The sequence below is a fragment of the Streptomyces sp. NPDC048420 genome, assembly GCF_040651535.1.
Lineage (GTDB): Bacteria > Actinomycetota > Actinomycetes > Streptomycetales > Streptomycetaceae > Streptomyces.
Map to the genome: position 1 here is coordinate 318,866 of NZ_JBEZKG010000011.1, position 24,108 is coordinate 342,973.

Annotated in this window: 23 protein-coding genes; 7 read left to right on the forward strand and 16 right to left on the reverse strand. The window is 70.9% G+C overall.

Annotation, left to right across the window (positions count from 1 at the left end; translation table 11 throughout):
• Window positions 1-141: 141 nt before the first annotated feature.
• From AB0D34_RS22585 to AB0D34_RS22595, 3 genes are all read right to left on the reverse strand, one after another.
• Window positions 142-1,134 carry an aminoglycoside phosphotransferase family protein gene (locus AB0D34_RS22585; RefSeq protein ID WP_362664033.1) on the reverse strand — a complete coding sequence of 331 codons (993 nt, stop codon included), beginning with the start codon at window positions 1,132-1,134 and terminating at the stop codon, window positions 142-144.
• A gap of 141 nt (window positions 1,135-1,275) precedes the next feature.
• Entirely contained in the window at window positions 1,276-2,181 is a 906-nt protein-coding gene (locus tag AB0D34_RS22590) for a DUF3626 domain-containing protein (RefSeq protein ID WP_362664035.1), read from the reverse strand.
• Window positions 2,182-2,251: 70 nt separating this feature from the next.
• The gene (locus AB0D34_RS22595; protein WP_362664037.1) at window positions 2,252-3,310 is read right to left on the reverse strand and encodes a zinc-binding dehydrogenase; all 1,059 of its coding nucleotides are present in this window, start codon (window positions 3,308-3,310) and stop codon (window positions 2,252-2,254) included.
• Window positions 3,311-3,386: 76 nt separating this feature from the next.
• On the opposite strand from AB0D34_RS22595, the gene AB0D34_RS22600 reads away from it, so the two are divergent.
• From AB0D34_RS22600 to AB0D34_RS22615, 4 genes are all read left to right on the forward strand, one after another.
• On the forward strand, window positions 3,387-3,974 hold the full coding sequence (locus AB0D34_RS22600; RefSeq protein WP_362664039.1) for an ABATE domain-containing protein: 588 nt from the start codon (window positions 3,387-3,389) through the stop codon (window positions 3,972-3,974).
• A gap of 137 nt (window positions 3,975-4,111) precedes the next feature.
• Window positions 4,112-5,389, forward strand: a complete 1,278-nt coding sequence (locus AB0D34_RS22605; protein ID WP_362664041.1) for an aromatic acid exporter family protein — start codon at window positions 4,112-4,114, stop codon at window positions 5,387-5,389.
• A gap of 30 nt (window positions 5,390-5,419) precedes the next feature.
• Window positions 5,420-6,439 carry a hypothetical protein gene (locus AB0D34_RS22610; protein WP_362664043.1) on the forward strand — a complete coding sequence of 340 codons (1,020 nt, stop codon included), beginning with the start codon at window positions 5,420-5,422 and terminating at the stop codon, window positions 6,437-6,439.
• Window positions 6,440-6,533: 94 nt separating this feature from the next.
• On the forward strand, window positions 6,534-7,751 hold the full coding sequence (locus AB0D34_RS22615) for a lactonase family protein (protein WP_362664045.1): 1,218 nt from the start codon (window positions 6,534-6,536) through the stop codon (window positions 7,749-7,751).
• Here the strand turns inward: AB0D34_RS22615 and AB0D34_RS22620 are convergent.
• Window positions 7,719-8,450, reverse strand: coding sequence for a DUF2470 domain-containing protein (locus tag AB0D34_RS22620; RefSeq protein WP_362664047.1), 732 nt, complete (start codon window positions 8,448-8,450; stop codon window positions 7,719-7,721). The two genes, AB0D34_RS22615 and AB0D34_RS22620, sit on opposite strands and share 33 nt — an antisense overlap.
• A gap of 90 nt (window positions 8,451-8,540) precedes the next feature.
• Entirely contained in the window at window positions 8,541-9,149 is a 609-nt protein-coding gene (locus tag AB0D34_RS22625; protein ID WP_362664049.1) for a TetR/AcrR family transcriptional regulator, read from the reverse strand.
• A 107-nt stretch (window positions 9,150-9,256) separates the two neighbouring features.
• Here AB0D34_RS22625 and AB0D34_RS22630 point away from each other — a divergent pair, with 107 nt between their 5' ends.
• On the forward strand, window positions 9,257-10,774 hold the full coding sequence (locus AB0D34_RS22630) for a cytochrome P450 (RefSeq protein WP_362664051.1): 1,518 nt from the start codon (window positions 9,257-9,259) through the stop codon (window positions 10,772-10,774).
• On the opposite strand, the gene AB0D34_RS22635 is transcribed toward AB0D34_RS22630, so the two are convergent.
• Window positions 10,742-11,557, reverse strand: coding sequence for a pentapeptide repeat-containing protein (locus AB0D34_RS22635; protein ID WP_362664053.1), 816 nt, complete (start codon window positions 11,555-11,557; stop codon window positions 10,742-10,744). The two genes, AB0D34_RS22630 and AB0D34_RS22635, sit on opposite strands and share 33 nt — an antisense overlap.
• Before the next feature lie 161 nt (window positions 11,558-11,718).
• On the opposite strand from AB0D34_RS22635, the gene AB0D34_RS22640 reads away from it, so the two are divergent.
• A complete protein-coding gene (locus tag AB0D34_RS22640) occupies window positions 11,719-11,919 on the forward strand; it encodes a DUF5999 family protein (RefSeq protein ID WP_362664055.1) in 201 nt (66 codons plus the stop codon).
• A gap of 1 nt (window position 11,920) precedes the next feature.
• Here AB0D34_RS22640 and AB0D34_RS22645 read toward each other — a convergent pair whose 3' ends face one another.
• The 10 genes from AB0D34_RS22645 to AB0D34_RS22690 form a co-directional block, all read right to left on the reverse strand.
• A complete protein-coding gene (locus tag AB0D34_RS22645) occupies window positions 11,921-12,790 on the reverse strand; it encodes a sigma factor (RefSeq protein WP_362664057.1) in 870 nt (289 codons plus the stop codon).
• A 54-nt stretch (window positions 12,791-12,844) separates the two neighbouring features.
• Window positions 12,845-13,450: an FxLYD domain-containing protein gene (locus AB0D34_RS22650; protein ID WP_362664059.1), complete on the reverse strand. Its 606-nt coding sequence runs from the start codon at window positions 13,448-13,450 to the stop codon at window positions 12,845-12,847.
• Between the two features lie 107 nt (window positions 13,451-13,557).
• Window positions 13,558-14,859: an alpha/beta fold hydrolase gene (locus AB0D34_RS22655; protein WP_362664061.1), complete on the reverse strand. Its 1,302-nt coding sequence runs from the start codon at window positions 14,857-14,859 to the stop codon at window positions 13,558-13,560.
• A gap of 103 nt (window positions 14,860-14,962) precedes the next feature.
• Window positions 14,963-15,988: a LacI family DNA-binding transcriptional regulator gene (locus tag AB0D34_RS22660; RefSeq protein WP_362664063.1), complete on the reverse strand. Its 1,026-nt coding sequence runs from the start codon at window positions 15,986-15,988 to the stop codon at window positions 14,963-14,965.
• 84 nt (window positions 15,989-16,072) lie between these two features.
• Window positions 16,073-17,497 (reverse strand): BNR repeat-containing protein, encoded by a 1,425-nt coding sequence (locus AB0D34_RS22665; RefSeq protein WP_362664065.1) that lies wholly within the window; start codon window positions 17,495-17,497, stop codon window positions 16,073-16,075.
• A gap of 51 nt (window positions 17,498-17,548) precedes the next feature.
• Entirely contained in the window at window positions 17,549-17,869 is a 321-nt protein-coding gene (locus tag AB0D34_RS22670) for an L-rhamnose mutarotase (RefSeq protein ID WP_356599333.1), read from the reverse strand.
• A 25-nt stretch (window positions 17,870-17,894) separates the two neighbouring features.
• Complete coding sequence (gene rhaS, locus AB0D34_RS22675; RefSeq protein ID WP_362664067.1) at window positions 17,895-18,974, reverse strand: rhamnose ABC transporter substrate-binding protein; 1,080 nt, start codon at window positions 18,972-18,974, stop codon at window positions 17,895-17,897.
• Between the two features lie 95 nt (window positions 18,975-19,069).
• On the reverse strand, window positions 19,070-20,047 hold the full coding sequence (locus AB0D34_RS22680; protein WP_362664069.1) for an ABC transporter permease: 978 nt from the start codon (window positions 20,045-20,047) through the stop codon (window positions 19,070-19,072).
• A complete protein-coding gene (locus AB0D34_RS22685; RefSeq protein WP_362664071.1) occupies window positions 20,040-21,080 on the reverse strand; it encodes an ABC transporter permease in 1,041 nt (346 codons plus the stop codon). The genes AB0D34_RS22680 and AB0D34_RS22685 overlap by 8 nt, the downstream gene beginning before the upstream one ends.
• Window positions 21,077-22,594 carry a sugar ABC transporter ATP-binding protein gene (locus tag AB0D34_RS22690; RefSeq protein WP_362664073.1) on the reverse strand — a complete coding sequence of 506 codons (1,518 nt, stop codon included), beginning with the start codon at window positions 22,592-22,594 and terminating at the stop codon, window positions 21,077-21,079. The genes AB0D34_RS22685 and AB0D34_RS22690 overlap by 4 nt, the downstream gene beginning before the upstream one ends.
• Before the next feature lie 274 nt (window positions 22,595-22,868).
• Here AB0D34_RS22690 and rhaI point away from each other — a divergent pair, with 274 nt between their 5' ends.
• A complete protein-coding gene (gene rhaI / locus AB0D34_RS22695) occupies window positions 22,869-24,029 on the forward strand; it encodes an L-rhamnose isomerase (protein WP_362664075.1) in 1,161 nt (386 codons plus the stop codon).
• The last annotated feature ends 79 nt before the right edge of the window (window positions 24,030-24,108 follow it).

Sequence of the window (24,108 nt, forward strand, 5' to 3'; positions counted from 1 at the left end):
CGAGTACCTTGGCGCAGGTCGGCGAAACGTCAGCGCGGACCGCGTTCCCCCAGGGCCGCCGTCCGCCCGGCCGGCCGCGCCGACGGTGACGTTGATCAGGTCGGACAGGCCTGTGCCCAGGTACTCGGAGGGTCAGGGCAGTCAGGCTCCCGCGATCCGGGCGAGGGCCTCGATCTCGTCCAGGGCTGCGACGAGTTCCGGTGCCACCGCCGCCTGGACCCAGCGTTCGTGGTCCTGGTCCACCGCCCGTGGGACCGTTTCCGTGAGCATGATCAGATAGAGGTAGGAGCGGTAGAGGGCAAGGCGCAGACGGGCGGGGACATCGAACTCGGCCCGGCCGCCCGCCTCTCGGTACCCCGCGAGGAATGCCTGGTCGTCCTTGATGTCCCCGAGCAGCGCGAGGGAGACGAAGTCCGCGAGGGGATCGCCCCAGAACATCCGCTCCCCGTCGATGAGTCCGCCGATGCGCGGCTCGCCGCCCGCGGGGCGGTCCAGCAGGATGTTCCCGTCCCACAGATCGAAGTGGACCAGTGCGGGGGCGGTGACCTCGTCGAGGGCGGGAAAGCCGGCCCGGAGGGCGTCCGCCACCTGGTCGACGGAGCGCGGCAGCCGGGCCCCGTAGTCCAGGGCGTCGTCCAGGACGGCCTCGATCATGCTCGTGAACGCGGTCCGCCAGTCGGGGGCGAGCGGGCCGAGGGCACCGGAGGGGTAGCCGAAGCCCGGCCCGGTCACCGTGTGCAGCCGGGCCACCTGGCGGCCCAACTCCCCGCGCAGCGGGGTCCGTTCGGCGTCGGTGACCGACGCGTCCCAGGGCTCGCCCGGACACGCCGTCATCAGCAGATGCGGTACGGCGGTGCCGTCGCCGACGGCCACGACGTGCGGCGCCGCGACCTCGGCGGTGGCGGCCGCGCGGTAGAACTCCGCCTCGGAGACGAGGAGTTCACGCTCGTAGCGCAGACCGGGGACGGTGGACGCGGGCGGGACCTTGAGGACGTACCGGATGCCGTCGGTGAGGCGTATCTCCTCGACGGTGTTGTAGGTGCCGCCGCTCAACGGCCGGAGGCCGGCGAGCCGGTCGGGGTCGAGGCCCGCGCCCTCCAGCACACGCCGAGCCCATTCCCAGGAGTCCACCAAGGTTCCGCCCCTTCCGTCACCCGGCGGCGTACACGTCCTCCACGTACCGCCCGTCCCGCACCGGTCCGTCCGGCCACCGCTGGTCCCGGAACAGGGTACGGAACGCGTCCCGGACGCCGGGGGCCCATCGTGATCCCTCGCCTACCCGCTCGGAGTACTGGCCACCGGACTTCGACCGACCGCGGTCTCCCCCGAGCAGGCCGTCCCCGCCCCCTCCGGCGCCCCGAAGCGGGCGAGCGTGTGCCACACCATCTTCAGGTCCTGGAGTTCGTGACGACCCGTCCGGGCCGCGTCACCGATGATCCGCGGGTCGACCAGTCCGTCCTCGGCGATGCCCGCGCCCAGCTCCGCGTACTGCGGTCCGCGGTAGTCGGCGTGCCGGAACAGTTCGGCGACGGTGATCCGGTAGCCGGGATGCCACTCGACGGGGACGGGCAGCAGGTGTGCCGCCGCCTCGACGGGGGTGTTCCGGTAGCTCGCGTCCAGGACGAGCGCCTCCACATCGCGGGCCAGGTCGATCCCGCCGTGCACCTGGACCTCGATGTAGTCGTTGAGGGCGTCCTGTTCGTCGGCCTCCGCGAGGGCGATCAGGGACATGCCGGTGGCGACGCCGAAGTGGACCGGCTCGGCGGCGCTGTCGGGATAGCAGAAGGTGGCGCGGGCGAGGGGCTCGCCGGTCAGCCGGAAGTGCGAGGACCCGAACCGCGGGGCGGCGCCCACCACTTGACGGCGGAAGTTCAGCGCGCCGTACACCGGCCGCTCGTGCGCGTCCGCGTCGTCGTAGGCGCCGCCGAAGATCCGGCTCTCCCAGCGCCAGCGGTCGCCGCCGGGATGCGCGGTCAGTCCGCCGTTGCTCGTGCCGGTGACGAACTGCGAGTGGTAGACGCCGTCCTGGGCGAGCGCCTGGAGGAGGGGCAGGCCGCGTGTCAGGCGGTCCGGGTGGAAGTTCAGCGTGACACGCAGGTCCGGTGCGACGGCCGGCCCCTCCGAGACGGCCGCCACATGACTCAGCGCGGCCCGCGCTCGTGCTGATCCGACGGGACTCACCGGCGCCTCCTACCCACGACTCACCGGATGATCACCCATCGACAAGGCCGCCCGCATCCGATTTGACGAGTCACTGGCCGACAGCGAGCACGATCTTGCCCCGGTTGTCGCGCCGCGCCAGCCGCTCATGGGCGGCCCGCGCCTCTTCCAGGGGTACGACGGTCTCGATCGGCACGCGGTAGGCGCCGGCGGCGACCCGCTCGGCCAGTTCCCGCAGGTCGGGACGCGGGTCGTAGCCGTGGATCTGCAGGTTGGTGAGCTGGAAGCCGAGGATCGAGGCGTTCTTGGGATAGAAGTCGCGGGTGTCGACGGTGCTCGGTTCCAGGGCGACGTTGGCGAGAGCGACGACCCGGCCGCCGTAGGCCACTTCACGCAGGCTGCGCCCGAACGCCTGTCCGCCGACGGTGTCGAGGACGACCTCGGCGCCGCGCCCGTCGGTGAGCCGCAGCACCTCCTCGACCTCGGCCTCGTCGGGGTGGGCGGAGGTGTCGACGGTGACGTCGGCGCCGAACTCCCCCGCCCACGCGGCCTTCTCGGCCGAGCCCGCGAGGGCGATGACCCGCGCCCCGGCCTCGGCGGCGATCTGCACGGCCGCGGTGCCGACGCCGCTCGCGGCCGCCTTCACCACCACCGTGTCGTCCTTGGAGACGCGGGCGAGACGGCGCACGCAGTACCAGGCGCTGAGCCAGGCGATCGGCAGGGTGGCCGCCCGGGTCAGGTCCAGGCCGTCCGGGAGCTCGACCACGTTGTCGGCGGACACCGTGGCCAACTCGGCGTAGAAGCCGGACGACCTGCCGCCGTCCAGGGCCATCACCCGCTGCCCGGGGGCGAACCCGGTCACCCCCTCCCCCACCTCGACGACGACACCCGCCGCTTCGCCGCCCGGGATCAGCGGTGGGCGCCCGGCCCGGTGGTAGCGGCCGGCGCGGAGCAGGGCGTCCACCCGGTTCACCCCGGCGGCGGCGACCCGCACCAGTACCTCCCCGGCGCCCGGCACCGGGTCGGGCACCTCGACCGGCACCAGTACCTCCGGTCCGCCGAACTCATCGATCCGTACCGCGCGCATCCCGCACCCGCTCTCTGCCACAGCCGCCCGAGCGACCGACACCGGTTGAAGTGGTGTCACCATCCGACACCTCCTCAACCGGTGTCAAGAGGGTGGGCACACCGGTCCGACACCCCATGAACCGGTGTACGCTCGACGCATGACCGGCAGCTCCTCCCCCGCCGACCCGGCCCTCGCGTTCCCGTTCATCGGGGGTCGCCCCTGTCTCGACTTCGCGGCCACCCTCGGCAAACGGCACACCACACCGCTGGAGCGGATCCCCGACCCCGCTGCCCTCGCCCGCTGGTTCTCGGAGGCGGAGCTGGCCGTCGGCGAGGGCCCGGTGCGGGTCACCGCGCGCGACCTGACGGACGCCCGGCAACTGCGCGAGGCCGTGTACGGCCTGGTCCGCACCGCGATGGCCGGACAGGAGCCGGCCCCGGCCGACGTCGAGCGGGTCAACGCGGCCGCCGCGCAGCCCGACCTCGCGCCCCAACTGGGCCCGGCCCGCTGGACGGCCCGCAGTCCGGCCCGCGCAGCCCTGGCGACGGTGGCGCGGGACGCCGTACTCCTGGTGCGGGGTCCGCTCCTGGAGCGGGTCAAGGAGTGTGAGAACCCGGCCTGTTCACTGCTGTTCCTGGACGACTCCCAGGCCCGGCGCCGCCGTTGGTGCTCGATGGACCGCTGCGGCAACCTCGCGAAGATCGCCGGTTACCGCTCCCGCAGCCGGGCCGCCGCCACGCGGTGAACCAGCGGTGTCCGCCGTCACTGCCCTCTCCTCTTGCCGCCGACCGGCCCCACCCCACAAGGTGGGCACGCTCGCGGACGGATACGGTCCGCAATGAGTGCACCGGACGCTTCTGTGGGAAGAGGAACACACTGAGGATGCGAGATGTACGGGAGTGGACGGCGTCCCTGGTGCGGTTTGTGAAACGGCGCCGGGACCCCGTGGTCGTGCAGACGTTGCGGTCGGCGGCCGCGGCGACGATCGCGTACGTCATCGCGCTGCGGCTCAGCCCCGAGGCCGCGCCGCTCACCGCACCCCTGACCGCGCTGCTGGTCGTCCAGGTCACCCTCTACTCCACGCTCACCACCGGTATCCGCCGGGTGAACTCGGTGGTGACCGGCGTTCTCGTCGCCATCGCCTTCAGCCTGCTGGTGGGTCTGACCTGGTGGAGTCTTGCCCTGCTGATCGTGGCTTCGCTGGTGGTCGGGCGGCTGGTGCGGGTCGAGGAGTTCGTGCCCGAGGTGGCGATCAGCGCGATGCTGGTCCTCGGGGTGACAACCGTCGGCGACACCGCCTGGGCCCGGGTGGTGGAGACGCTGATCGGCGCGGTCGTCGGGCTCGCCTGCAATCTGCTGCTCGCTCCCCCGGTGTGGGTGGACGAGGCGGGCGAGTCGATCGAGGGCCTGGCCCGCCGGCTGCGCAGGCTGATGCTGCGGATGGGCGAGGAAGCCGCGGGCCGGACGCCCGTGGAGCTCGCGACGGCCCGGCTGTACGAGGCGCGCGAACTCGACCACGACATCGTCGAGGTGGACGCGGCCCTCAAACAGGCCGAGGACAGCCTCAAGCTCAACCCCAGGGTGAAGGAGGGCCTGCTGCACCGAGTGGTGCTGCGCACCGGCCTGGACACGCTGGAGATCTGCACGGTCGTGCTGCGGGTCCTCGCCCGCACCCTCACCGACCTCGCGAAGGAACGCGACCCCTTCGCGGAGGAACCGGACCTGGCCGACGAGGGGCAGGCCCCCGAGCCGCTGTTCGGTCCTGAGACCGGCCGCGCGGTGGAGCGGCTGCTGTCGGAGATCGGTGACGCGGTGGTCAGCTTCGCCGTGCTGGTCACCACCCATGCCAGCGAGAGCGCCGAGTCCGCGGAGGCCCGGCTCACCGCCGAGCTGCGCCAGGCCTCGGCGACCCGGGACAAGCTGGCCCAGCTGCTCCTTGAGGAGATCCAGCGCGACTCCCGGCACTGGCAGCTGCACGGCGCGGTCCTCACCGAGGTCAACCGCATCCTCGACGAACTGGACACCGAGCACCGCTCGCGCCGCCTCCTGGAGGAGCTGGACCGGGCCGCCCGCGAGCAGCGCGAGCGGATGCCTCATCTGACCCGGCTCCAGGAGCAGTGGCGCAGGAACCGACAGGCGCTCGCCCGTCGTTCTGGGTGAGGTAGGCACAGCGAGCAAGGGGGCAGGCCGATGAGCGACACGAGCGTGCGGATCGACGGGAACACACTGCGACTGCCGGGCGGTGCGGCGGTGCGGTTCATCCGTACCCTGCGGCTGCCCGAGACGGGCACGCATCCGCTGCCGCCTGGGCTCGGCGAGTTCCCGGTGCGCCGGGTCTCCGACTACCCGGACACCGTGCCGGAGCAGTGGCGGGCCCGCGGCGGGGTGATGCTGCCGGTGTATCTGCGCGAGGCGATGTGGCTCAGCTTCGGAAGCACCACGGAGCCCGCCGCCCTCCAGGTCGGGGTGGGCAAGGTGTGCGCGGTCTCCGGCAGGCCCTGGAGCAACCGCCTGGCCCGGGACCCGCAGAACTACGTGGTGCTGCCCCGCCAGCCCTGGCTGGACGGCATCAACTCCGGCAAGGGCACGGTCCGCCAGTTCGTGGCGGTACCGCTCGGGCTGGGTGCGACCGTCGAGGGGCAGGTCACCGGCGAGGAGGTGTGGGGCGGCGTACAGCTGCAGTCGTTCGCGCTGACCGAGGAACGGCTGGCCGGATGGCGGGAGGCGCAGCGGCGGCTGCGGTCGGCGAGCGGGCCCGCCATGGGGTACGGAGCGGCCATGCCCATGGCGGTGGCCGCGCCCGCGCCGGCGGCGGCACCCCGCAGCGCTCCCGCGATGGGGCTCGGCGTCGGCGGTTCGATGCGCCAGGAGGTCTACCGGGACGAGCGTCCCCTGTCCGACTGGGCCGACACCCCGGCCGGACGCGTCTTCGTGCACCTGGTGACACCGCCCGAGTGGCGCCGCATCACCGGCGAGGCTCCCCCGCCGTCCCCCGTGGACCGGGCCGCCTACACCAGCGCGGGGCTGCCCTGGTACGACTACTACGACCAGGACGCCGAGGATCTCGCCGCGACGGACGTTCTGGAGGGCGTGAAACCGGTCGGCGACTGGCTCGGGGACGATCACGAGCCCTGGCAGGAGCCCACATCAGACCAGGTCAAGCCGTTGGGTGACGCGCCGGGCAAGCCGGTGGCGGACGGCGACTGGTAGCGGGCGCGCGGCGCCCCGGGTTGCATGGGGCGAGCGATCCGGGTGAAGGTGGCTGTTCACGACCGAGACGAACGATCACTTGGGGTGCGCAGGCATGGGCCATGCGAACGGCGGCTGGAGCAGGCGCCGCTTCGTCGGCGTTCTCGCGGGAGTGGCCTCGGCCGCGGGCTGCTCGTCCTCGCCGGGGTCGTCGTCCGAGTCGGCGGCCCAGGAGGCTTCCGGGAGCGCGCCCGGCAGTCCCTCGCCGGGCCCGTCGAAAGCACCCTCCAGCCCGGCCCCGACCGGCCCCCGCCCCCTCTACCTCGGCACCTACACCTCCGTCGAGGGCGGCGGCACCGGCATCGGCCTGGCCACCTACGACGCCGAAAGCGGCCGTATCAAAGGCACCGGAACGCTCACCGGCGTCACCAACCCGTCGTACCTCGCAGTGCACCCCGACGGCCGCACGCTGTACGCGGTCGCCGAGCAGGACGCCGGTGCGGTGACCGCTGTCCGCCTGTCCGACCGCAAGGTCCTCGGAAGCCGGAGCACCGGCGGGGCGGGGCCGTGTCATCTGTCGGTGCATCCGGGCGGGCGCTGGCTGCTCAGCGCGAACTACGGCTCCGGGAGTGTGGCCGTGCACCCGATCGACTCCTCGGGAGCGCTCGGCGAACGCAGGGAGACGGTCACGCACTCCAGTCCGGCGCCCGGTCCCGGCCAGGACGGCCCGCACGCCCACCAGTTCCTCACCAGTCCCGACGGCGGCCATGTGCTCGCCGTGGACCTGGGCACGGACACGATCTACAGCTACCGCCTGAACGAACGGACCGGGGCGCTCACGGAGGTCTCGCGGGCACACACCCGGGCCGGTGCCGGGCCGCGCCACCTCACCTTCCATCCCGGGGGCCGGTACGCGTACCTGGCCAACGAGGTCGACAACACGGTGGCGGTCTGCGCCTACGACCGGAAGACCGGCCGCCTCTCCGTCGGGGCGGCGCAGTCCACGGGCACGGGCTCGGGCACCAGCTACCCGGCGCAGCTCCTGGTCACCGCGAACGGCTCCTATGCCTATCTCGCCAACCGCGGCCACAACAGCCTCACGCGTTACGCGGTGGAGGCGGACGGCGCCCGGCTCCGGCTGCTCGACACCGTCCCGGTGGCCGGTGACTTCCCGCGGCAGATCGCCTTCTCGCCGGACGGAACGCTGCTCTTCGCGGCGAACCAGAAGTCCAGCACCGTCAGCGTCTTCCACGTGAACCGGGCGAGCGGTGAACTGCGGCCGACCGGCGAGCCGTTCGCGTCACCCGTCGCCGTCTGTGCGCTGCCGCTGTAGGGCACGCGGGCAGGACGCGGCGCTCGCCCGGGTCAGCAGGACGTGCATGCGCTCGGTGAGCCGCGCGACGTCGTCGGCGGGCGCGTGGAAGGACAGGCGTACGTCCCCGTGGGCGCGCGTGCGTTCGATGCGCAGCGTCAGTCCGTGCCGGTCGACCGCGAGGGGCTGGACCCGGACGGCGCCGTGCAGGCTGCCGGAGTCGACGAGCCGGGTGAGCCGCTCGATCGCGTCGGGGTGGCAGTCGGCGAGGTGGGTGAGCAGCCGGGCCTCGGCGGTGGCGAGCGGGTCCGGCTCGGCCGCGGCGAACTCGTCGAGGTCGACGACGACGGCACCGGAGGGGCGGCGCAGCACCACGCGCGTGGCCTTGAACTCCAGCCGCCGCTCGCCGTCCCCGGGGACGAACCAGCCGGCGATCCACAGTCGGGCGCGGATACGGTTGCGCAGGGGGACGGGTGCCACGTCGGCGAACTCCAGGACGGCGGACGGCTCGCCGCGGGGCGCGCAGATCGCGGCCGTGAGCAGGGTGCTGTCCTCGGGCACGTCCAGCGTCACCCGCCCGTCCTCGGCCACGCTGTGCGCGCCGACGAACTCCTCGCGGCCGCCCTCGGCGGTCACCGCGCAGGACCACGAGGCGGCGAGCACCGACCGGGCGTGTTCCGCCGCGGAAGGCGCGGCCGTCCAGGTTTGGCTGTCACCCATCCATTGCCTCCTTAGGTAAGCCTTGCCTAACCTATCGAAGATCGGCGGCGAAGCCAAGCCTGGGACGGGCGACGGACATGCGACTTGCGGTCAGGGCTTGAGAACACCCAGGAGTGCCCGGGCGCACAGCTCCCGCACCTGCTCCCGGGAGAGGTCCGAGCCCCGCAGCCACTCCAGACAGACCGCGGTGGTGAAGGCGAGCCAGCCGCGGACGGCGAGCTGGAGATCGGGGCGCTCCCCCGCAGACGGCCCGAACTCCGGGTCCGCGACCAGCGCCGCCAGGATCTGCCGCTCCTGCACGGCCAGCGCCCGCTGGTAGACCCGGCGCACGGCCTGGTCCCCTGCGGCGTCGGCGCGATGGAAGGCGCGGAAGCCGTGCGCGTGGGCGTGGACGTACTCCAGATACGTGTCCAGCCCGGCGGTGAGCTGCTCGCGGACCGGGATGCCGGGCACCGCCGCGGTCATGGCCAGCATCCGCTCGCTCTCGCGCTCGACGACCGCCGCGAAGAAGTCCCGCTTCGTCGGGAAGTAGTGATAGAGCAGCCCGCGCGAGACCCCGGCGATCTCGGCGACCTGCTCGATCCACACCTCGTCGTACGGACTCTCCGAGAACAGCCTCGCCCCCACCGACAGGAGCTGCTCCCTGCGCTCCTCGGTGCTGAGCCTGCGGCGCGTGCGCTCGCCCTGCTTCCCGGCCATGCCCGCACTTTACTTGACGTCGGTTCAACAACGGGATCAGACTGAGGCGCGTTATTGAACCCACGTACAACGCGCTCAACTGCCGCTGGACCAAGGGAGATCTCGTCATGGCGGAGACGACGACAAGGGCCGCGCAGCCGAGGGGTTTCCGCAGTGCCGAGCTGGGCTGGCCGGAGCTGCACCGCATTCCGCATCCGCCACGCAGACTCCCGCTGCTCGGTGACGTGCTGGGCGCCAACCGGGCGACTCCGCTCCAGGACTCCCTGCGCTTCGCCCGCCAGTTGGGGCCGATCTACCGGCGCAAGGTCTTCAACCGGGAGTTCGTGTTCACCTGGGGCGCCGACCTGGTGGCGGATCTGGCGGACGAGTCACGGTTCGCCAAGCATGTGGGTCTCGGGGTCGCGAACCTGCGGCCGGTCGCCGGGGACGGGCTGTTCACGGCGTACAACCACGAACCGAACTGGCAGCTGGCGCATGACGTGCTGGCCCCGGGCTTCAGCCGGGAGGCGATGGCGGCCTACCACCCGATGATGCTGGCCGTGGCCGGGCGGCTGACGGACGCCTGGGACCGTGAGCTGGCGGCGGGCCGCTCGGTGGACGTCCCCGGGGACATGACCAAGCTGACCCTGGAGACCATCGCGCGGACGGGGTTCGGCCATGACTTCGGTTCCTTCGAGCGGGAGCAGCCGCACCCTTTCGTGACCGCGATGGTGGGCACCCTGACCTACGCGCAGCGGCTCAACTCCGTTCCGTTTCCCGCTCTTCTACGGCGGGCCGCGGAGCGCAACGCGGCCGACATCGCCTACCTCAACCGCATGGTCGACGACCTGGTCCGGGCCCGGCGCGCCGAGAGCGGGGACGGCGACCTGCTGGACCGGATGCTGGAGACGGCCCACCCGGAGACCGGTGCGCGGCTGTCTCCGGAGAACGTCCGCCGGCAGGTCATCACCTTCCTGGTGGCGGGCCACGAGACCACCTCGGGCGCGCTCTCCTTCGCCCTGCACCACCTCTCCCGCCACCCCGAGGTCGCGGCACGCGCGCGTGCGGAGGTGGACCGGGTGTGGGGTTCCGCCGCCACGCCCGGCTACGACCAGGTGGCGAAGCTGCGCTATGTGCGCCGGGTCCTCGACGAGTCGCTGCGGCTGTGGCCGACGGCGCCCGCGTTCGCCCGGGAGGCCGTCCAGGACACGGTGCTGGCCGGGAGGCATCCGATGCGCCGCGGTGCGTGGACGCTGGTGCTGACGCCGATGCTCCAGCGTGATCCCGAGGTGTGGGGCGCCGACGCCGAGCGGTTCGACCCGGACCGCTTCGACCCCAAGGCCGTACGGTCGCGTCCCCCGCATGTCTTCAAGCCCTTCGGCACCGGGGCGCGGGCCTGCATCGGGCGCCAGTTCGCGCTCCACGAGGCGACACTGGTGCTCGGTCTGCTGCTGCGCCGCTACGAGCTGCGGGCCGACCCGGACTACCGGCTCACGGTGACCGAGCGGCTGACGCTGATGCCGGAGGGGCTGCGACTGCACCTGGAGCGGCGGAAGGGCGTTAGCGCCACGGCTGCCCCGGTGACGGAACCCGACGAGGCTCCGGCCTCGGAGTCACGCTGTCCAGTGCACCGGGCGGGTGACTGAGTCCGGCAGCCTGGTGCCGGCGCTGCCCTTGGCCGCGTTCAGCTGGGGCTGGGTGAGGAAGAACGCGCCGGTCAGGTCCGCGTCCGTGAGATCGGCGTCGCGCAGGTCGGCGCCGATCAGATCCGCGCCGCGCAGGTCGGCGCCGGTGAGGTCGGCCGCGATGAGGTAGGCCCCGCGGAGAGTGGCCCCGCGCAGGTCGGCGCCCTTGAGGCGGGCGCCCATCAGGTCGGCGTTCCTGCGGTCCTTCTTCCTGCCCTTGGTGCCGGCCCGGACCAGGTCGCTGGTCCGGAGCAGGAGGACGTTGACCTCCTGCCGGTGCGCGGGCACGTCCAGTGCGGTGAGCTCCTCGGCGGTCTCCCGGGTGAGCGCCTCGGTCCGTTCCAGCAGGCGGCGCAGGTCGTCGTGGACCGGGCGGGCCGCGGGCAGGGTGAGCGCCTCGGTGAGGTACCAGAGCAGTTCGTGGAGCTGGCGCACGACCGGGAAGACCTCGGACATGCGGCGAGCGTCGTCCCGGGGTCCGGTGCGCCAGTCACGGCCGCCGAAGGTGACCTGCGAGACCTTCTGGCCGGCGCCGAAGCAGTCGTAGACCGTGCATCCGGTGAAGCCCTCGGTCCGCAGTCTCGCGTGGATGCCGCACCGGTGGTCGTCCCGGAGGTTCCTGCAGGGGGTGCCGGCCGGCTTGTCGAGGGCGAAGTCCGCGGAGGCGGCGAAGGGCAGGGCGACACAGCACAGTCCGAAACACTGTTCGCAGTCGCCACGCAGTTCGATCATCTGTTCTTGCATCACCGCCCAGCCTAACGGCCCGCCGCACCGGGTGGCCTGACACGAACTCACCGATGAGTTCTCTGCGGTGTGGGGGTCTCCACACACAACGGAAAACAAGCTCGGCTACCACAGAGACATCGGCCGAACGAGGCAGGAGCCGAACGCATCGAGGAGACGTCATGTGCAGCCACCAGCCCCCGTGCCCCACCGTCGAAAGCCCCGACCACCACACCGCGGTGATCGTCTCGGCCCACCCCGAACAGGGCTGGAGCCTGCTGTGCAACGGCGTCGTCGTCTTCGACGACACCGGTGAGCTGCTGCCCGACGGGCGGGTCGTCGGCCCGCACCGCACGCTGGGCACCCTGGCCGTGGCGGCCTGAGTCAGTGGGCGGTGCCCGGCAGCCGGAGCCGGGCGAGCCGCTCGGGGTCGGCCAGGATGTGCAGGGCCACGATCCTGCCCTCGGCGACGGTGACGCCTACGACCGAGAGGGGGCGCCCCTCGGGCAGGTTGACGATCCCGACCTCGCCGTTGACGAGCGCGAGGCGGGCGCAGTTGGCGAACTGACGGAATTCCAAGGCCTGTTGTTCGGCCACGGCCCGCGCACCGCGGACCCTTCTGGAGTCCCGCGGCCCGGAGTCGGTGCAGAGCACCACATCGGGGTGCAGCACGGCGACCAGGTCCTCCACGTCCCCCGCCTTGGCGGCCGCCAGAAACGCTTCGAGCACCTCGCGCTGCCTGCCCGAGTCGGGTTCCGCGGCGGGGGCGGCCTCCCGCACCCGTCGCCTGGCGCGACTCGCGAGCTGTCTCGTCGCGGCCGGGGTGCGCTCCAGGATCGGTGCGATGTCGGTGAAAGGGACGGCGAACATGTCGTGCAGGACGACCGCGAGGCGCTGCGCGGGCTCCAGGTTCTCCAGCGCCAGCAGGACCGCGAGTCCGGCCGCGTCGGCGTACAGGGCCTCTTGTTCCGGGTCGGTCGGGGACAGGGGCCCGATCACGGGGTCCGGGACGAAGGTGTCCGCGCGGCGCGCGGTGCGCGAGCGCAGCCGGTCGAGGCAGATCCGGCCGATGAGCGTGGTGAAACCGCCGTCCGGGCCGCGCATCCCGTCCGGGTCGCCGCTGCTCAGCCGGAGCCAGGTCTCCTGGACCGCGTCCTCGGCCCCGCTCAGGGAGCCGAGCATGCGATAGGCCACTGCTCTCAACTGCCCACGGTGTGCCTGGAAGCGCTCCGCGAGCAGATCCGTTCCGTTCACGCCACCCCCGTGTCGTCCGTGAAAGCGAGACGATCACATCATGCACGGCGAAGGTCAATAGCGTTGTGCCTTCGCCAGCTTGGGGGTCAGCACCGGCTCGGCGGGCTTCCGGCTGACGGCGACGGGCTGGACCTTCTCCCCCGGCTCGAGGTCCTCGGCGCCGACGTAGCGCGTCTCGACGGCCTTGCCCGAGGAGTCGAGGAAGTCGACCTGGACGGCGTACGAGGCCGTCTCGTCGGTCTTGTTGGTGATGGTGACGACGACGGCGAGCAGGCCGCCGGTCCCGGAGCGCGGTTTGCCGGTCATGGTGACGTCGGACAGCGCGTTGCCCCGCCCGTCGACCTTGGCGAGCTCGGTCTCGGCGGCCTTGTTCGCGCGTTCCAGCTCGGCGGAGACAGAGGCCTCGAAGGAGGAGGCGGCAGCCGAGGCGGAGGCGGCCCGTTCGGAGGCCTCGGCGCGCACCGAGGCCTCCGCGGACGCGAGCGCGGAGGCGGCGTTGCCGGAGAAGGACGCCGTGTCCGGGGCGGTGGGGGTCGCCGAGGAGGTCGACGAACCACCGGAGTCGTCGTCGCACGCGACCAGCGTGAGCGTGCTCGCGGCGGCCAGGGCCACGGCGAGGGCAGCGATCCGGGACCGTCCGTGGGGTGACGGTGTGCTCATCGGTGACGTCCTCTCGGCTCCGGCGTCGACACCCGACCGAAATGAACCCTATGCCGGATTCAGGAGCAGGGCATGTCGTCGATCACCCACCGCCCGGGCCGTCGTCGTCAGACCTCGTCGCGGGCCAGGGCGAGCAGCCGGTCCAGCACGCGGGGGCCGCCCGCACGGACGCCGTCGTGCTCGAACTCGTCCGTCACCCAGGTGCGCAGTCCGCGGATCGAGCGGGCCGCCCGCAGGGAGTGGGCCGTGTCGACGTACATGTCGTCGTGGTAGACGGCCGCGGCGACCGGAACCTCGTTGGCGGCGAGGCGGGCCGGGTCGTACAGGGGCTGCCAGTCGGTGCGGGCGGCGAGGAGTTCGGCGGTCTCGCGCAGCGGCCGCAGGGCCGGGTCGACGTCGAACGTCCAGGGGTGGACGGACTCCCCCGTGAACAGCAGCGGCTCGTCGCCGGCGAGGGTCTTGGCCGCGTCGAACTGCGGGAACTCGGCCCGCACGCGCTCGGCCGACCAGGCGGTGGGCCGCTCGTCCTGGCCGTAGATGGCCTCGTGGACGAGGGCGTAGAGCGGGTGGGCCGCATACGACAGGAGGCCCTGGACCTCTTCCTGGAAGGCGTCGGAGAGTTCCGGGCCCTGCGGGGTGCGGACGAAGGCATGTTCCAGGAGGAAGTGCAGGCGGTGGCTGCCCTCGCCGCCGCCGAGGAGGATGCCGAGGGACTGGAAGGCCTCGACGGTCAGGTGGTAGCCGTTGGGCAGCGTCACCTCGTGGGTGAGCAGGTGGTCGGCGATACGGCGGGCCCGCTCGACGTCCTGCGGATAGCGGGCGTAGTGCGCGGTGACCTTGCGCTCCACGCGCGGGTATGCGGCCCGGTAGACGTCGTCGGCGTGGGCGTCCAGGGAGGGCAGACCGCCGGTGATGAGGGCTCCGGCGAGGCCCTCGGGGGCGAGGGAGAGGTAGGTCGTCGCACAGAAGCCGCCGAAGCTCTGGCCGAGGAGGGTCCAGGGGACGCCGCCGGTGACCTCGGGGCGGATCGCCTCGCAGTCCCGGACGATCGAGTCGGCGCGGAAGTGGGCCAGATAGTCGGCCTGTTCGGCGGGGCCGCCGCGCAGCGGGAGCGTCTGACGGTTGGCGGGTGTGGAGTGGCCGGTGCCGCGCTGGTCGAGGAGGAGGACGCGGTACTCCTTGAGAGCCCGGCCGAACCAGGCTCCCTTGCCGACGAACCGGTTCGCCCCGAAACCCGGGCCGCCCTGGAGATAGACCAGCCACGGCAGGTTCTGGCCCGCCTTGTCGCTCGCGACGGCCTCGCGGGCGTAGAGCTCGATCGTCTCCCCGGCCGGGTCGGCGTGGTCGAGGGGGACGGTGAAGCGGCGGTCGGTGAGGACCAGGCCGGGCTGGCGGTAGGTCGCGGTCAACAGGGCTCCCGGGACGGACGGATTTTTCAGGGCGCGTCCCACTTCAGCACATGTTCGTCCGCCGCCGGGCCCCTTCGATCATGAAAACGTACTGAATCGCGGATCAGCGGGCCCCGAGGCTGGAGCGGCGCACCACCAGTTCGGGCTGGAGCACCACGCGTCGGTGCTCGTGCCGCTTGCCGGTGGTCTCGGCCTCCGTCTCCTCCAGGAGCAGTTCCGCGGCCAGGGCGCCCATGGTGACGGCGGGCTGGCGGACCGAGGTGAGCGGGACGGCCGCGGCGGCCGCGAACTCGATGTCGTCGTAGCCCACGATGGCGAGGTCGTCGGGGACCGTGACCCCCGCCGCGTACATGGCCTGCAGGACGCCGAGGGCGAGAAGGTCGTTGGCGCAGAACACGGCGGTCGGGCGGTTGGCGAGGCCGAGAAGGCGGGCGCCGGCGTCCCGGCCCGCGGCCACGTCGAGCCGTTCGGTGGGCAGCTCGCGCAGGCGCTCAGGGTCCAGGCCCGCCTCGGCGAGCGCGTTCATGGCGCCGGTGCGCCGGTCGCGGACCTGGTTGAGGCCGGGTGGGCCGCTGACGTACGCGATGGAGCGGTGCCCGGCGTCCACCAGGTGGCGTACCGCCAGGGCGCCGCCCGCGACGTCGTCGACGGAGACCGAACACTCGGTGGTCCCCTCGGCGACCCGGTCGACGAGGACGAAGGGGATGCCGTGACGGCGGAAGGAGTCGATGTTGCGGCCGGAGGCGTCGGTCGGGGTGAGCAGGACGCCACGGACCCGCTGCTCGGCGAAGAGGGAGAGGTACTCGGCCTCCTCGCTCGCGCTCTGGGCGCTGTTGCAGACCATCACACCGAGTCCGTCCTCGCGGGCGGCCCGCTCGGCGCCGCGCGCGACGTCGACGAAGAAGGGGTTGCCCATGTCGAGGACGAGCAGGCCCATGATCCTGCTGCGGCCCGCTCGAAGCTGGCGCGCGGACTCGCTGCGGACATAGCCGAGCCGGTCTATCGCGGACAGGACGCGCGCCCGGGTCTCGGTCGCGACGGAGTCCGGGCGGTTGATGACGTTCGAGACCGTGCCGACGGAGACTCCGGCGGCGCGGGCGACGTCCTTGATACCCACCGACTGGGCCATCGGGCAGGGACCTCCAGGGGGACGAGGGGGGCGGCAGGACGACCTTCACATTATCGTCGAGTCGGCCCCCCACACCGATCACGGTCAGGCGGGCAGTGCGAAGTCGACGACGTGGAGCGGCGAGGGCGTCGTACCGCTCGACTTCTCCTGGTACATGAACGACAGCACGTTGTCCTGGGCGACCCGCATCTCGTCGATCACGACCTCGCCGAAGGCGTTGAGGCCGCTGCCGTCGAAGAGGATCTTCCAGTCGGTGTGGCCGGACGCCTTGGACGCCCCGGCGATCCGGCCGAACGGGAAGATCGCGTAGGCGTTGTCGTACTTGTCCAGGACCAGCTTGGTGCGTTGGCTGGAGCCGAGCACGACCGGGATCTCGGTCTTCTGCCAGGTGCCCGAGGAGTTCTTGCGGACGTGGAAGGCGCGACCGTTGGCGGTGCGGTCGGAGACGTAGTTCGTGGTGCACTGGCCGAAGCGGCCGGGGACGTACGAGATGATCGCGTGCGGCAGGCCCGAGGAGTCGGTGAACTGGCTCTCCTGGTTCATCAGGGAGTGGTCCGGGTTCAGCGCGTCGATGACCAGGCCGGAGTCGGTGACGGCCACCTTGTCGGAGCCGCCGGTGGTGCCGACGACGGTGCCCGCGTTGTTGCGCCAGGTGCGACCACGGTCGTCGGAGTAGACGTAGCCGGTGTCGTGGTTGGTGATGCCGCCGCTGGAGCACATCACGGCGCCGTTCTGCTCACGCCAGGTGAAGAAGGAGTGCAGCCGGCCGTTCCTGTCGTAGTCGATGCCGTGCAGGTACATGTTGCGGGCCGTCGAGGAGCCGTGCTCGCTGGTGTAGGTGCCGGTGGAGCTGGACCACTCCCCGAGGTTGGTCCAGGTCGAACCGTCGTACTCCGCGAGCGCGTTGCGGCCGTTGCCGGAGATCGCGACCCGGTAGCTCAACTGGAGCTTGCCGTCGGGGGTGTTGACGAACTGCGGGTAGGTGAACTGCGACGTGAGGGCGAGGCCGTCAAGGGTGGACTGGGGGGCGCCGAAGCGGGCAGCGGTCCAGCTCAGTCCGGACGGGTTGTCCATGAGACCGGCGACCGACTTGACGTAGGTGAAGCCGTCGCTGTGGGAGTCCATGTTGAGGTGGAGGCGGCCGTCCACCTTGGAGACGCCCATGGAGATGACGTTGTGGGAGTCGCTGGCCTTGAGGGTGTGTCCGACCCGGACGGCGGACCAGGTGCTCCCGCCGAGGACACGGCGGCCGACGACGGCGTTCTTGTCGGCGGTGTACCAGACGGCGTACTGGTAGCCCTTGTAGGTCAACAGGCCGTTCTTCTGGAACGAGTTGTTGTTGACGAGGCCGTCGTAGGAGACGAAGAAGACGGCCTGGTTGTCGAGCGTGGTGGTGCCGGTCCGGGTGACGGAGGGACCGGGGTCGGCGGCGCGGGCGGTGCCGCCGGTGAGCGCGGAGGTGGACATGGCGGACACGATGGCACCTGCGAGCAGCGTGCGTCTTTTCATGGAGCGGCTCCTGCTGTCCTGATCGGGCCTGGTGGGGCCTGATGGGGAGGCTCAGGCGAGGTGGAACACCTCGGTGAGCGGTTTCATCGCCTCGTCGGGGCGGGCTCCGTCGAGGGACTCGAAGAACTCGCCCATCTCGGCCTGCCAGCGGGCGTTGACCTCGGTGGCTTCCATACCGGCCTTGGCGGCCTCGAAGTCCTCGGTCTCCAGGTAGCCGACGAGCAGGCCGTCGTCGCGCAGGAAGAGCGAGTAGTTGTGCCAGCCGGTGGCCGAGAGTGCTTCGAGCATCTCCGGCCACACGGCGGCGTGGCGTTCGCGGTACTCGGCGAGTCGGTCCTCACGGACCTTGAGGAGGAAACAGACGCGCTGCATGAAGTACCGCTCCTTAAGGGGGAGATCAGAAGTTGAACTGGTCGATGTTCTTGGCGTCGAACACGGTCGGCTTGCCGAGGTTGATCACGCCGTCCTTGCCGATGGTGTACGTGGTGCCGCCGGCCTTGAAGGTCTCGCCCTCCTTGCCGGTGATCTGGCCGGAGACCAGGGCCACGGCCGTCTGCGCGGCCAGCGCGCCGAGCTTCGCCGGGTCCCACAGCTCGAAGGCGTCGACGGTGCCGTTCTTGACGTACTTGCGCATGTCGTTGGGGGTGCCGAGGCCGGTCAGCTTGACCTTGCCCTTGTACTTGGAGCCGGAGAGGTACTGGGCGGCGGCCTTGATGCCGACGGTGGTCGGGGAGATGATCCCCTTCAGGTTCGGGTACTCCTGGAGCAGGCCCTGGGTCTGCTGGAAGGACTGCTGGGCGTCGTCGTTGCCGTACGCGACCTTGACGAGCTTGATGTTCTTGTACTTCGGGTCCTTGAGCTCGTCCTTCATGAAGTCGATCCAGGTGTTCTGGTTCGTCGCCGTCTGCGCGGCGGACAGGATCGCGATCTCGCCCTTGTAGCCGATCTGCTCGGCGAGCAGCTGCACCTCCGTGCGGCCCAGGTCCTCGGCGGAGGCCTGCGAGACGAAGGCGTTGCGGCACTCCGGCTTGGTGTCGGAGTCGTAGGTGACGACCTTGATGTCGTTCGACATGGCCTGCTTGAGGGCGGTGCACAGGGCGCCCGGGTCCTGCGCGGACACGGCCATCGCGTTCACCTGCTGCTGGGTGAGCGTGTTGACGTAGGAGACCTGCCCGGCGGTGTCGGTGGCGCTGGACGGACCGACCTCCTTGTACTTCGAGCCCAGCTCGGTCAGGGCCGCCTCGCCGCCCTTGTCGGCGGAGGTGAAGTACGGGTTGTTGACCTGCTTGGGCAGGAAGCCGACGGTCAGGCCCTTCTTGGTGGCCGCGTTCGGGTCTGCCTTGGCCGTGGAGGCCGCCGAGGCGCCCTCGTCCTGCACGTCCTTCTTGGTGGTGCCGCCGCACGCGGTGGCGGTGAGGGCGAGAGAGCCGACGGCGGCGAGGGCGACGCAGGCACGCCGGAGGGATGACTTACGCATGACGGAGTTTCCTTTGAAAGAAGGTGAGCGGAAGCGCCCTAGGGGCGCGGGGAACTGCGCGACCAGCCACAACGGGCCCGCAGCCGACCGACGGCCTATCCAGTGGAAGAACGCGCGGCCCTCGCCACAGCGACCTGACGCGCGACCCTGGGGCCGAGAACGGACAACACGAGCAACACACCGGTGACGACGATCTGGGACTGCGCTGAGACGTCCTGGAGGCTCATCACGTTCTGCAGTGCGCCGAGCAGGAAGACCCCCGCGATCGCGCCGCCGAGCGTGCCCTTGCCGCCGTCGAAGTCGATGCCGCCCAGCAACACGGCTGCCACGACAGAGAGTTCGAGCCCCGTGGCGTTGTCGTAGCGGGCGCTGGCGTAGTGCAGTGCCCAGAAGATGCCGGTGAGCGAAGCCATCAGGCCCGTCACCGTGAACAGGATGAGTTTCTGGCGCTTGACCCGGATGCCGGCGAACCGCGCCGCCTCCTCGCTCGCGCCGGTCGCGAACACCGAGCGGCCGAACGGCGTGGCGTGCAGGACGACCACGGCGATCGCGAGCAGGACCAGGAAGGGCAGGAAGGCCTGCGGGATGAACGTGTCCCCGATCCGCCCGGCCGCGAAGTCCAGGTACTGCGTCGGGAAGTCGGTCACCGCGTCGGAGCCGAGCACGATCTGCGCGATGCCCCGGTAGGCGGCGAGGGTGCCGATGGTGACGGCGAGCGAGGGCAGCCCGAGCCGGGTGACGAGCAGGCCGTTGATCAGCCCGCAGACCACACCGAGCAGCAGGCAGATCGGGATGATCACCTCGATCGTCAGGCCCTGGTTCCACAGGGCGCCCATGACCGCGCCGGACAGGCCGGCGGTGGAAGCGACGGAGAGGTCGATCTCGCCGGAGACCACGAGCAGGGTCATGGGCAGGGCGATGAGGGCGATCGGCAGGGTGTTGCCGATGAGGAACGACAGGTTGAGGGCGTTGCCGAAGCCATCGACGGTGCCGAAGGACAGCAGCAGGACCACGATCAGAAGGGTGCCGACGACCGTGTCCCAGCGGATCGCGCGGCTGAGGGACTCAGGCATGGCGGGCGTTCCTCTTCTTCAGGGCGGAGGCCACGCGCAGCGCGACGACCCGGTCGACCGCGATGGCGAGGATGAGCAGGATGCCGTTGATGGCGAGCACCCAGACCGAGCTGACGCCGAGGGCGGGCAGCACGCTGTTGATGGAGGTCAGCAGCAGGGCACCGAGGGCCGCGCCGTAGACGCTGCCGGAGCCGCCGGTGAAGACGACACCGCCGACCACGACCGCGCTGACGACGGTCAGTTCGTAGCCGTTGCCGGTCCCGGAGTCGACGTTGCCGAACCGGGCCAGGTACATCGCCCCGGCGAGTCCCGCGAGGCCGCCGCAGAAGGTGTACGCGGCCAGGATCCGCTTGCGCACCGGGATGCCGGCGAGCCGTGCGGCCTCGGGGTTGGAGCCGAGCGCGTACAGCTCGCGTCCGCTGCCGAAGTGCTTGAGGTAGTAGGCGGTGGCGATGAGCACCGCCAGCGCGATCAGAGCCAGGTAGGGCACCGCGGAGATACCGCCTGAGCCGAAGTTCACGAAGCTGTCCGGGAGGTCGGCCGCCGTGATCTGGCGGGAGCCGACCCAGATGGAGTCGATGCCCCGGATGATGTAGAGCGTGCCGAGGGTGACCACGAGCGCGGGCACCTGGCCGAGGCTGACGAGGAGGCCGTTGAGCAGGCCGAAGCCGATGCCGAACAGGACCGCGAGCCCGATCGCCACGACGGGGTTCCCGCCGCCCTGGAGGTAGGTACCGGCGGCGAAGGCGCTGATCCCGAGGGTGGAGCCGACCGAGAGGTCGACGTTCCTCGTGATGACCACCAGCGACTGTCCGGTGGCGACCAGGACCAGGATGGTGGCGTTCAGCAGCAGGTCCTTGATGCCCTGCTCGGTGAGGAAGTCGCTGTTCCCGATCTGGGTGACGACGATCATCACCAGGAAGACGACCAGGATGGCGAGCTCGCGCATCTTGAAGACGCGGTCGACCAGGCGGGTGCCGCTGGACTTCGGCACCTCGGCGGGAGGGGCCTGCTGAGGGGTGGTGACCGTCATGCGGCGGCCCTCCCGGTGGCTGCGGCCATCACGGTTTCCTCGGTGGCGTCGGAGCGCGGGATCTCGGCGGTGAGGCGGCCCTCGTGCATCACGAGCACGCGGTCGGCCATGCCGAGGATCTCGGGCAGGTCGGAGGAGATCATCAGGATGGCCACCCCGTCGGCGGCCAGCTCGCTGAGCAGCCGGTGCACCTCGGCCTTGGTGCCGACGTCGATGCCGCGGGTCGGCTCGTCGACGATGAGTACCTTGGGGCCGGTGGCCAGCCACTTGGCGAGGACGACCTTCTGCTGGTTGCCGCCCGACAGCGTGTTGACGGTGTCGGCGATCCGGGCGTACTTCACCTGGAGCTTGACGGCCCAGTCGAGGGAGCGGCTGCGTTCGGCACCGCGGTCCATGAGGCCGGCCTTGACGGTCGTACGCAGTCCGGTGAGGCCGATGTTGCGCTCGATGGACATGTCCATCACGAGGCCCTGGGCGCGCCGGTCCTCGGGGACCAGGGCGAGGCCCGCGGCCATCGCGGTGGACGGGGCGCCGTTGACCAGCGCCTTGCCGTCCACAGCGACCTCGCCGGCGTCCCAGCGGTCGATGCCGAACACGGCCCGTGCGACTTCGGTACGGCCCGCTCCGACGAGTCCCGCAAGCCCGACGATCTCGCCTCGCCTGACCTCGAACGAGACGTCGGTGAAGACGCCCTCCCGTGTCAGTCGGCTCACCGTGAGCGCGACCTCGCCGGCGCGTACGTCCTGCTTGGGGTAGAGCTCGTCGAGGTCGCGGCCGACCATACGGCGGACCAGGTCGTCCTCGGTCATGCCCTCGATCGGCTCGCTGGAGATCCAGGCGCCGTCGCGCAGGGTGGTGACCGTCTGGCAGATCTGGAAGATCTCTTCGAGGCGGTGCGAGATGAACAGCACCGCGGCGCCCTGCTCGCGCAGGGTCTTGACGACACCGAAGAGGCGGGCCACCTCGCTGCCGGTGAGGGCGGCCGTGGGCTCGTCCATGATCAGGACGCGGGCCTCGAAGGACAGCGCCTTGGCGATCTCGACGATCTGCTGGTCGGCGATGGACAGGCCGCGCGCCGGGCGGTCGGGGTCGAGCTCGACCCCGAGGCGCTGCATCAGGGCCAGGGTCGCGGCGTGGGTGGCCTTGTGGTCGATCCGGCCGAGGGCGCGCCGGGGCTGGCGGCCCATGAAGATGTTCTCGGCGATCGACAGGTCGGGGAAGAGCGTGGGCTCCTGGTAGATCACGGCGATACCGGCGTCACGGGCGTCGCCGGGACCGTGGAAGACGACCGGCTCGCCGTCGAGCAGTACCTGGCCGGTGTCCGGCCGGTGCACTCCCGCGAGGGTCTTGATGAGGGTCGACTTCCCCGCGCCGTTCTCGCCGGCGAGGGCGTGTACCTCCCCGGGCAACAGCTCCAGGGAGACGTCCCGCAGGGCGCGAACCGCGCCGAAGGACTTCGAGATGTCCCTGAGCGCGAGAACCGGGGCCGGACCCGTGGTGGACGGGTGGGTCATTGGGGGCTCCTCGACGACGCCGGCGGGACGGCCCTCACGGCGTCGTGAAAGGTTTCAACTTGGTTGCCGGGACGTTAGGCATGGAGCGCATGTCACGTCAATGGGTGCGTGTCGAAAAAGTTTCGATGAACTCAGGTCACAGGGGGGTCACGGGCAACAGCCTTGGTCGCAGGGGTTGACACCCCTGCGAGGTCCCCATACTTTCCCGTCTTGAATCGTTTCACAGTGAAGCAGTTCGCAAGCCCTTCGGACCCGACGTCACAGGAGCCCTCAAGTGACCGAGCTCGCCGCGGTGAAGGCCGCTCTCAAGACCCAGGCCGTCGAGACGCCGTCGTGGGCGTACGGGAACTCGGGAACCCGCTTCAAGGTGTTCGCCCAGCGAGGCGTTCCACGGACACCGCAGGAGAAGTTGGAGGACGCCGCGCAGGTTCACGCCGTGACCGGCGTCGCGCCGACCGTCGCGCTGCACATCCCGTGGGACAAGGTCGAGGACTACGGCGCGCTGGCGAAGTTCGCCGAGGAGCGGGGCGTGAAGCTGGGCGCCATCAACTCCAACACCTTCCAGGACGACGACTACAAGCTGGGCAGCATCTGCCATCCGGACGCCGCGGTGCGGCGGAAGGCTCTGGATCACCTGCTGGAGTGCGTCGACATCATGGACGCCACGGGGTCCACGGACCTGAAGCTGTGGTTCGCCGACGGTACGAACTACCCCGGTCAGGACGATCTGCGGGCCCGGCAGGACCGGCTCGCCGAAGGTCTCTCCGAGGTGTACGACCGTCTGGGGGAAGAGCAGCGGATGCTGCTTGAGTACAAGTTCTTCGAGCCGGCGTTCTACTCGACCGACGTGCCGGACTGGGGCACGGCGTATGCGCACTGCCTCAAGCTCGGCCCCAAGGCGCAGGTCGTCGTCGACACCGGGCACCACGCGCCGGGGACCAACATCGAGTTCATCGTGGCGACCCTGCTGCGGGAGGGGAAGCTCGGCGGGTTCGACTTCAACTCGCGGTTCTACGCCGACGACGACCTCATGGTGGGGGCGGCTGATCCCTTCCAGCTGTTCCGGATCATGTACGAGGTGGTGCGTGGGGGTGGGTTCTCGTCCGAGGTGGCGTTCATGCTCGACCAGTGCCACAACATCGAGGCGAAGATCCCGGCGATCATCCGGTCGGTGATGAACGTGCAGGAGGCGACGGCGAAGGCGTTGCTGGTCGACCGCGTCGCTCTGGCCGATGCGCAGGCTTCCGGCGACGTTCTTGAGGCGAACGCGGTGTTGATGGATGCGTACAACACCGATGTGCGGCCGTTGCTTGCGGAGGTGCGTGAGGAGATGGGGCTCGACGCGAATCCCATCGCTGCGTACAAGCGGTCCGGGTGGGCCGAGAAGATCGTGGCCTCGCGGGTTGGTGGGGAACAGGCTGGTTGGGGGGCGTGAGGGTCGCGCCCGCGCGGCGGTAGCCGCAAATTGATAGGGCCCCGCGCCCCTAGGTAGGAAAACTTCCCCTCTCTCCAGA

Coding starts and splice junctions, on each gene's coding strand:
- AB0D34_RS22595 (WP_362664037.1), bottom strand. CDS start 3,310: ATGGTGACACCACTTCAACCGGTGTCGGTCGCTCGGGCGGCTGTGGCA.
- AB0D34_RS22615 (WP_362664045.1), top strand. CDS start 6,534: ATGGGCCATGCGAACGGCGGCTGGAGCAGGCGCCGCTTCGTCGGCGTT.
- AB0D34_RS22610 (WP_362664043.1), top strand. CDS start 5,420: ATGAGCGACACGAGCGTGCGGATCGACGGGAACACACTGCGACTGCCG.
- AB0D34_RS22690 (WP_362664073.1), bottom strand. CDS start 22,594: ATGACCCACCCGTCCACCACGGGTCCGGCCCCGGTTCTCGCGCTCAGG.
- AB0D34_RS22620 (WP_362664047.1), bottom strand. CDS start 8,450: ATGGGTGACAGCCAAACCTGGACGGCCGCGCCTTCCGCGGCGGAACAC.
- AB0D34_RS22600 (WP_362664039.1), top strand. CDS start 3,387: ATGACCGGCAGCTCCTCCCCCGCCGACCCGGCCCTCGCGTTCCCGTTC.
- AB0D34_RS22665 (WP_362664065.1), bottom strand. CDS start 17,497: ATGAAAAGACGCACGCTGCTCGCAGGTGCCATCGTGTCCGCCATGTCC.
- AB0D34_RS22635 (WP_362664053.1), bottom strand. CDS start 11,557: ATGCAAGAACAGATGATCGAACTGCGTGGCGACTGCGAACAGTGTTTC.
- AB0D34_RS22660 (WP_362664063.1), bottom strand. CDS start 15,988: ATGGCCCAGTCGGTGGGTATCAAGGACGTCGCCCGCGCCGCCGGAGTC.
- AB0D34_RS22640 (WP_362664055.1), top strand. CDS start 11,719: ATGTGCAGCCACCAGCCCCCGTGCCCCACCGTCGAAAGCCCCGACCAC.
- rhaS (WP_362664067.1), bottom strand. CDS start 18,974: ATGCGTAAGTCATCCCTCCGGCGTGCCTGCGTCGCCCTCGCCGCCGTC.
- AB0D34_RS22605 (WP_362664041.1), top strand. CDS start 4,112: ATGCGAGATGTACGGGAGTGGACGGCGTCCCTGGTGCGGTTTGTGAAA.
- AB0D34_RS22625 (WP_362664049.1), bottom strand. CDS start 9,149: ATGGCCGGGAAGCAGGGCGAGCGCACGCGCCGCAGGCTCAGCACCGAG.
- AB0D34_RS22650 (WP_362664059.1), bottom strand. CDS start 13,450: ATGAGCACACCGTCACCCCACGGACGGTCCCGGATCGCTGCCCTCGCC.
- AB0D34_RS22630 (WP_362664051.1), top strand. CDS start 9,257: ATGGCGGAGACGACGACAAGGGCCGCGCAGCCGAGGGGTTTCCGCAGT.
- AB0D34_RS22670 (WP_356599333.1), bottom strand. CDS start 17,869: ATGCAGCGCGTCTGTTTCCTCCTCAAGGTCCGTGAGGACCGACTCGCC.
- AB0D34_RS22685 (WP_362664071.1), bottom strand. CDS start 21,080: ATGACGGTCACCACCCCTCAGCAGGCCCCTCCCGCCGAGGTGCCGAAG.
- AB0D34_RS22680 (WP_362664069.1), bottom strand. CDS start 20,047: ATGCCTGAGTCCCTCAGCCGCGCGATCCGCTGGGACACGGTCGTCGGC.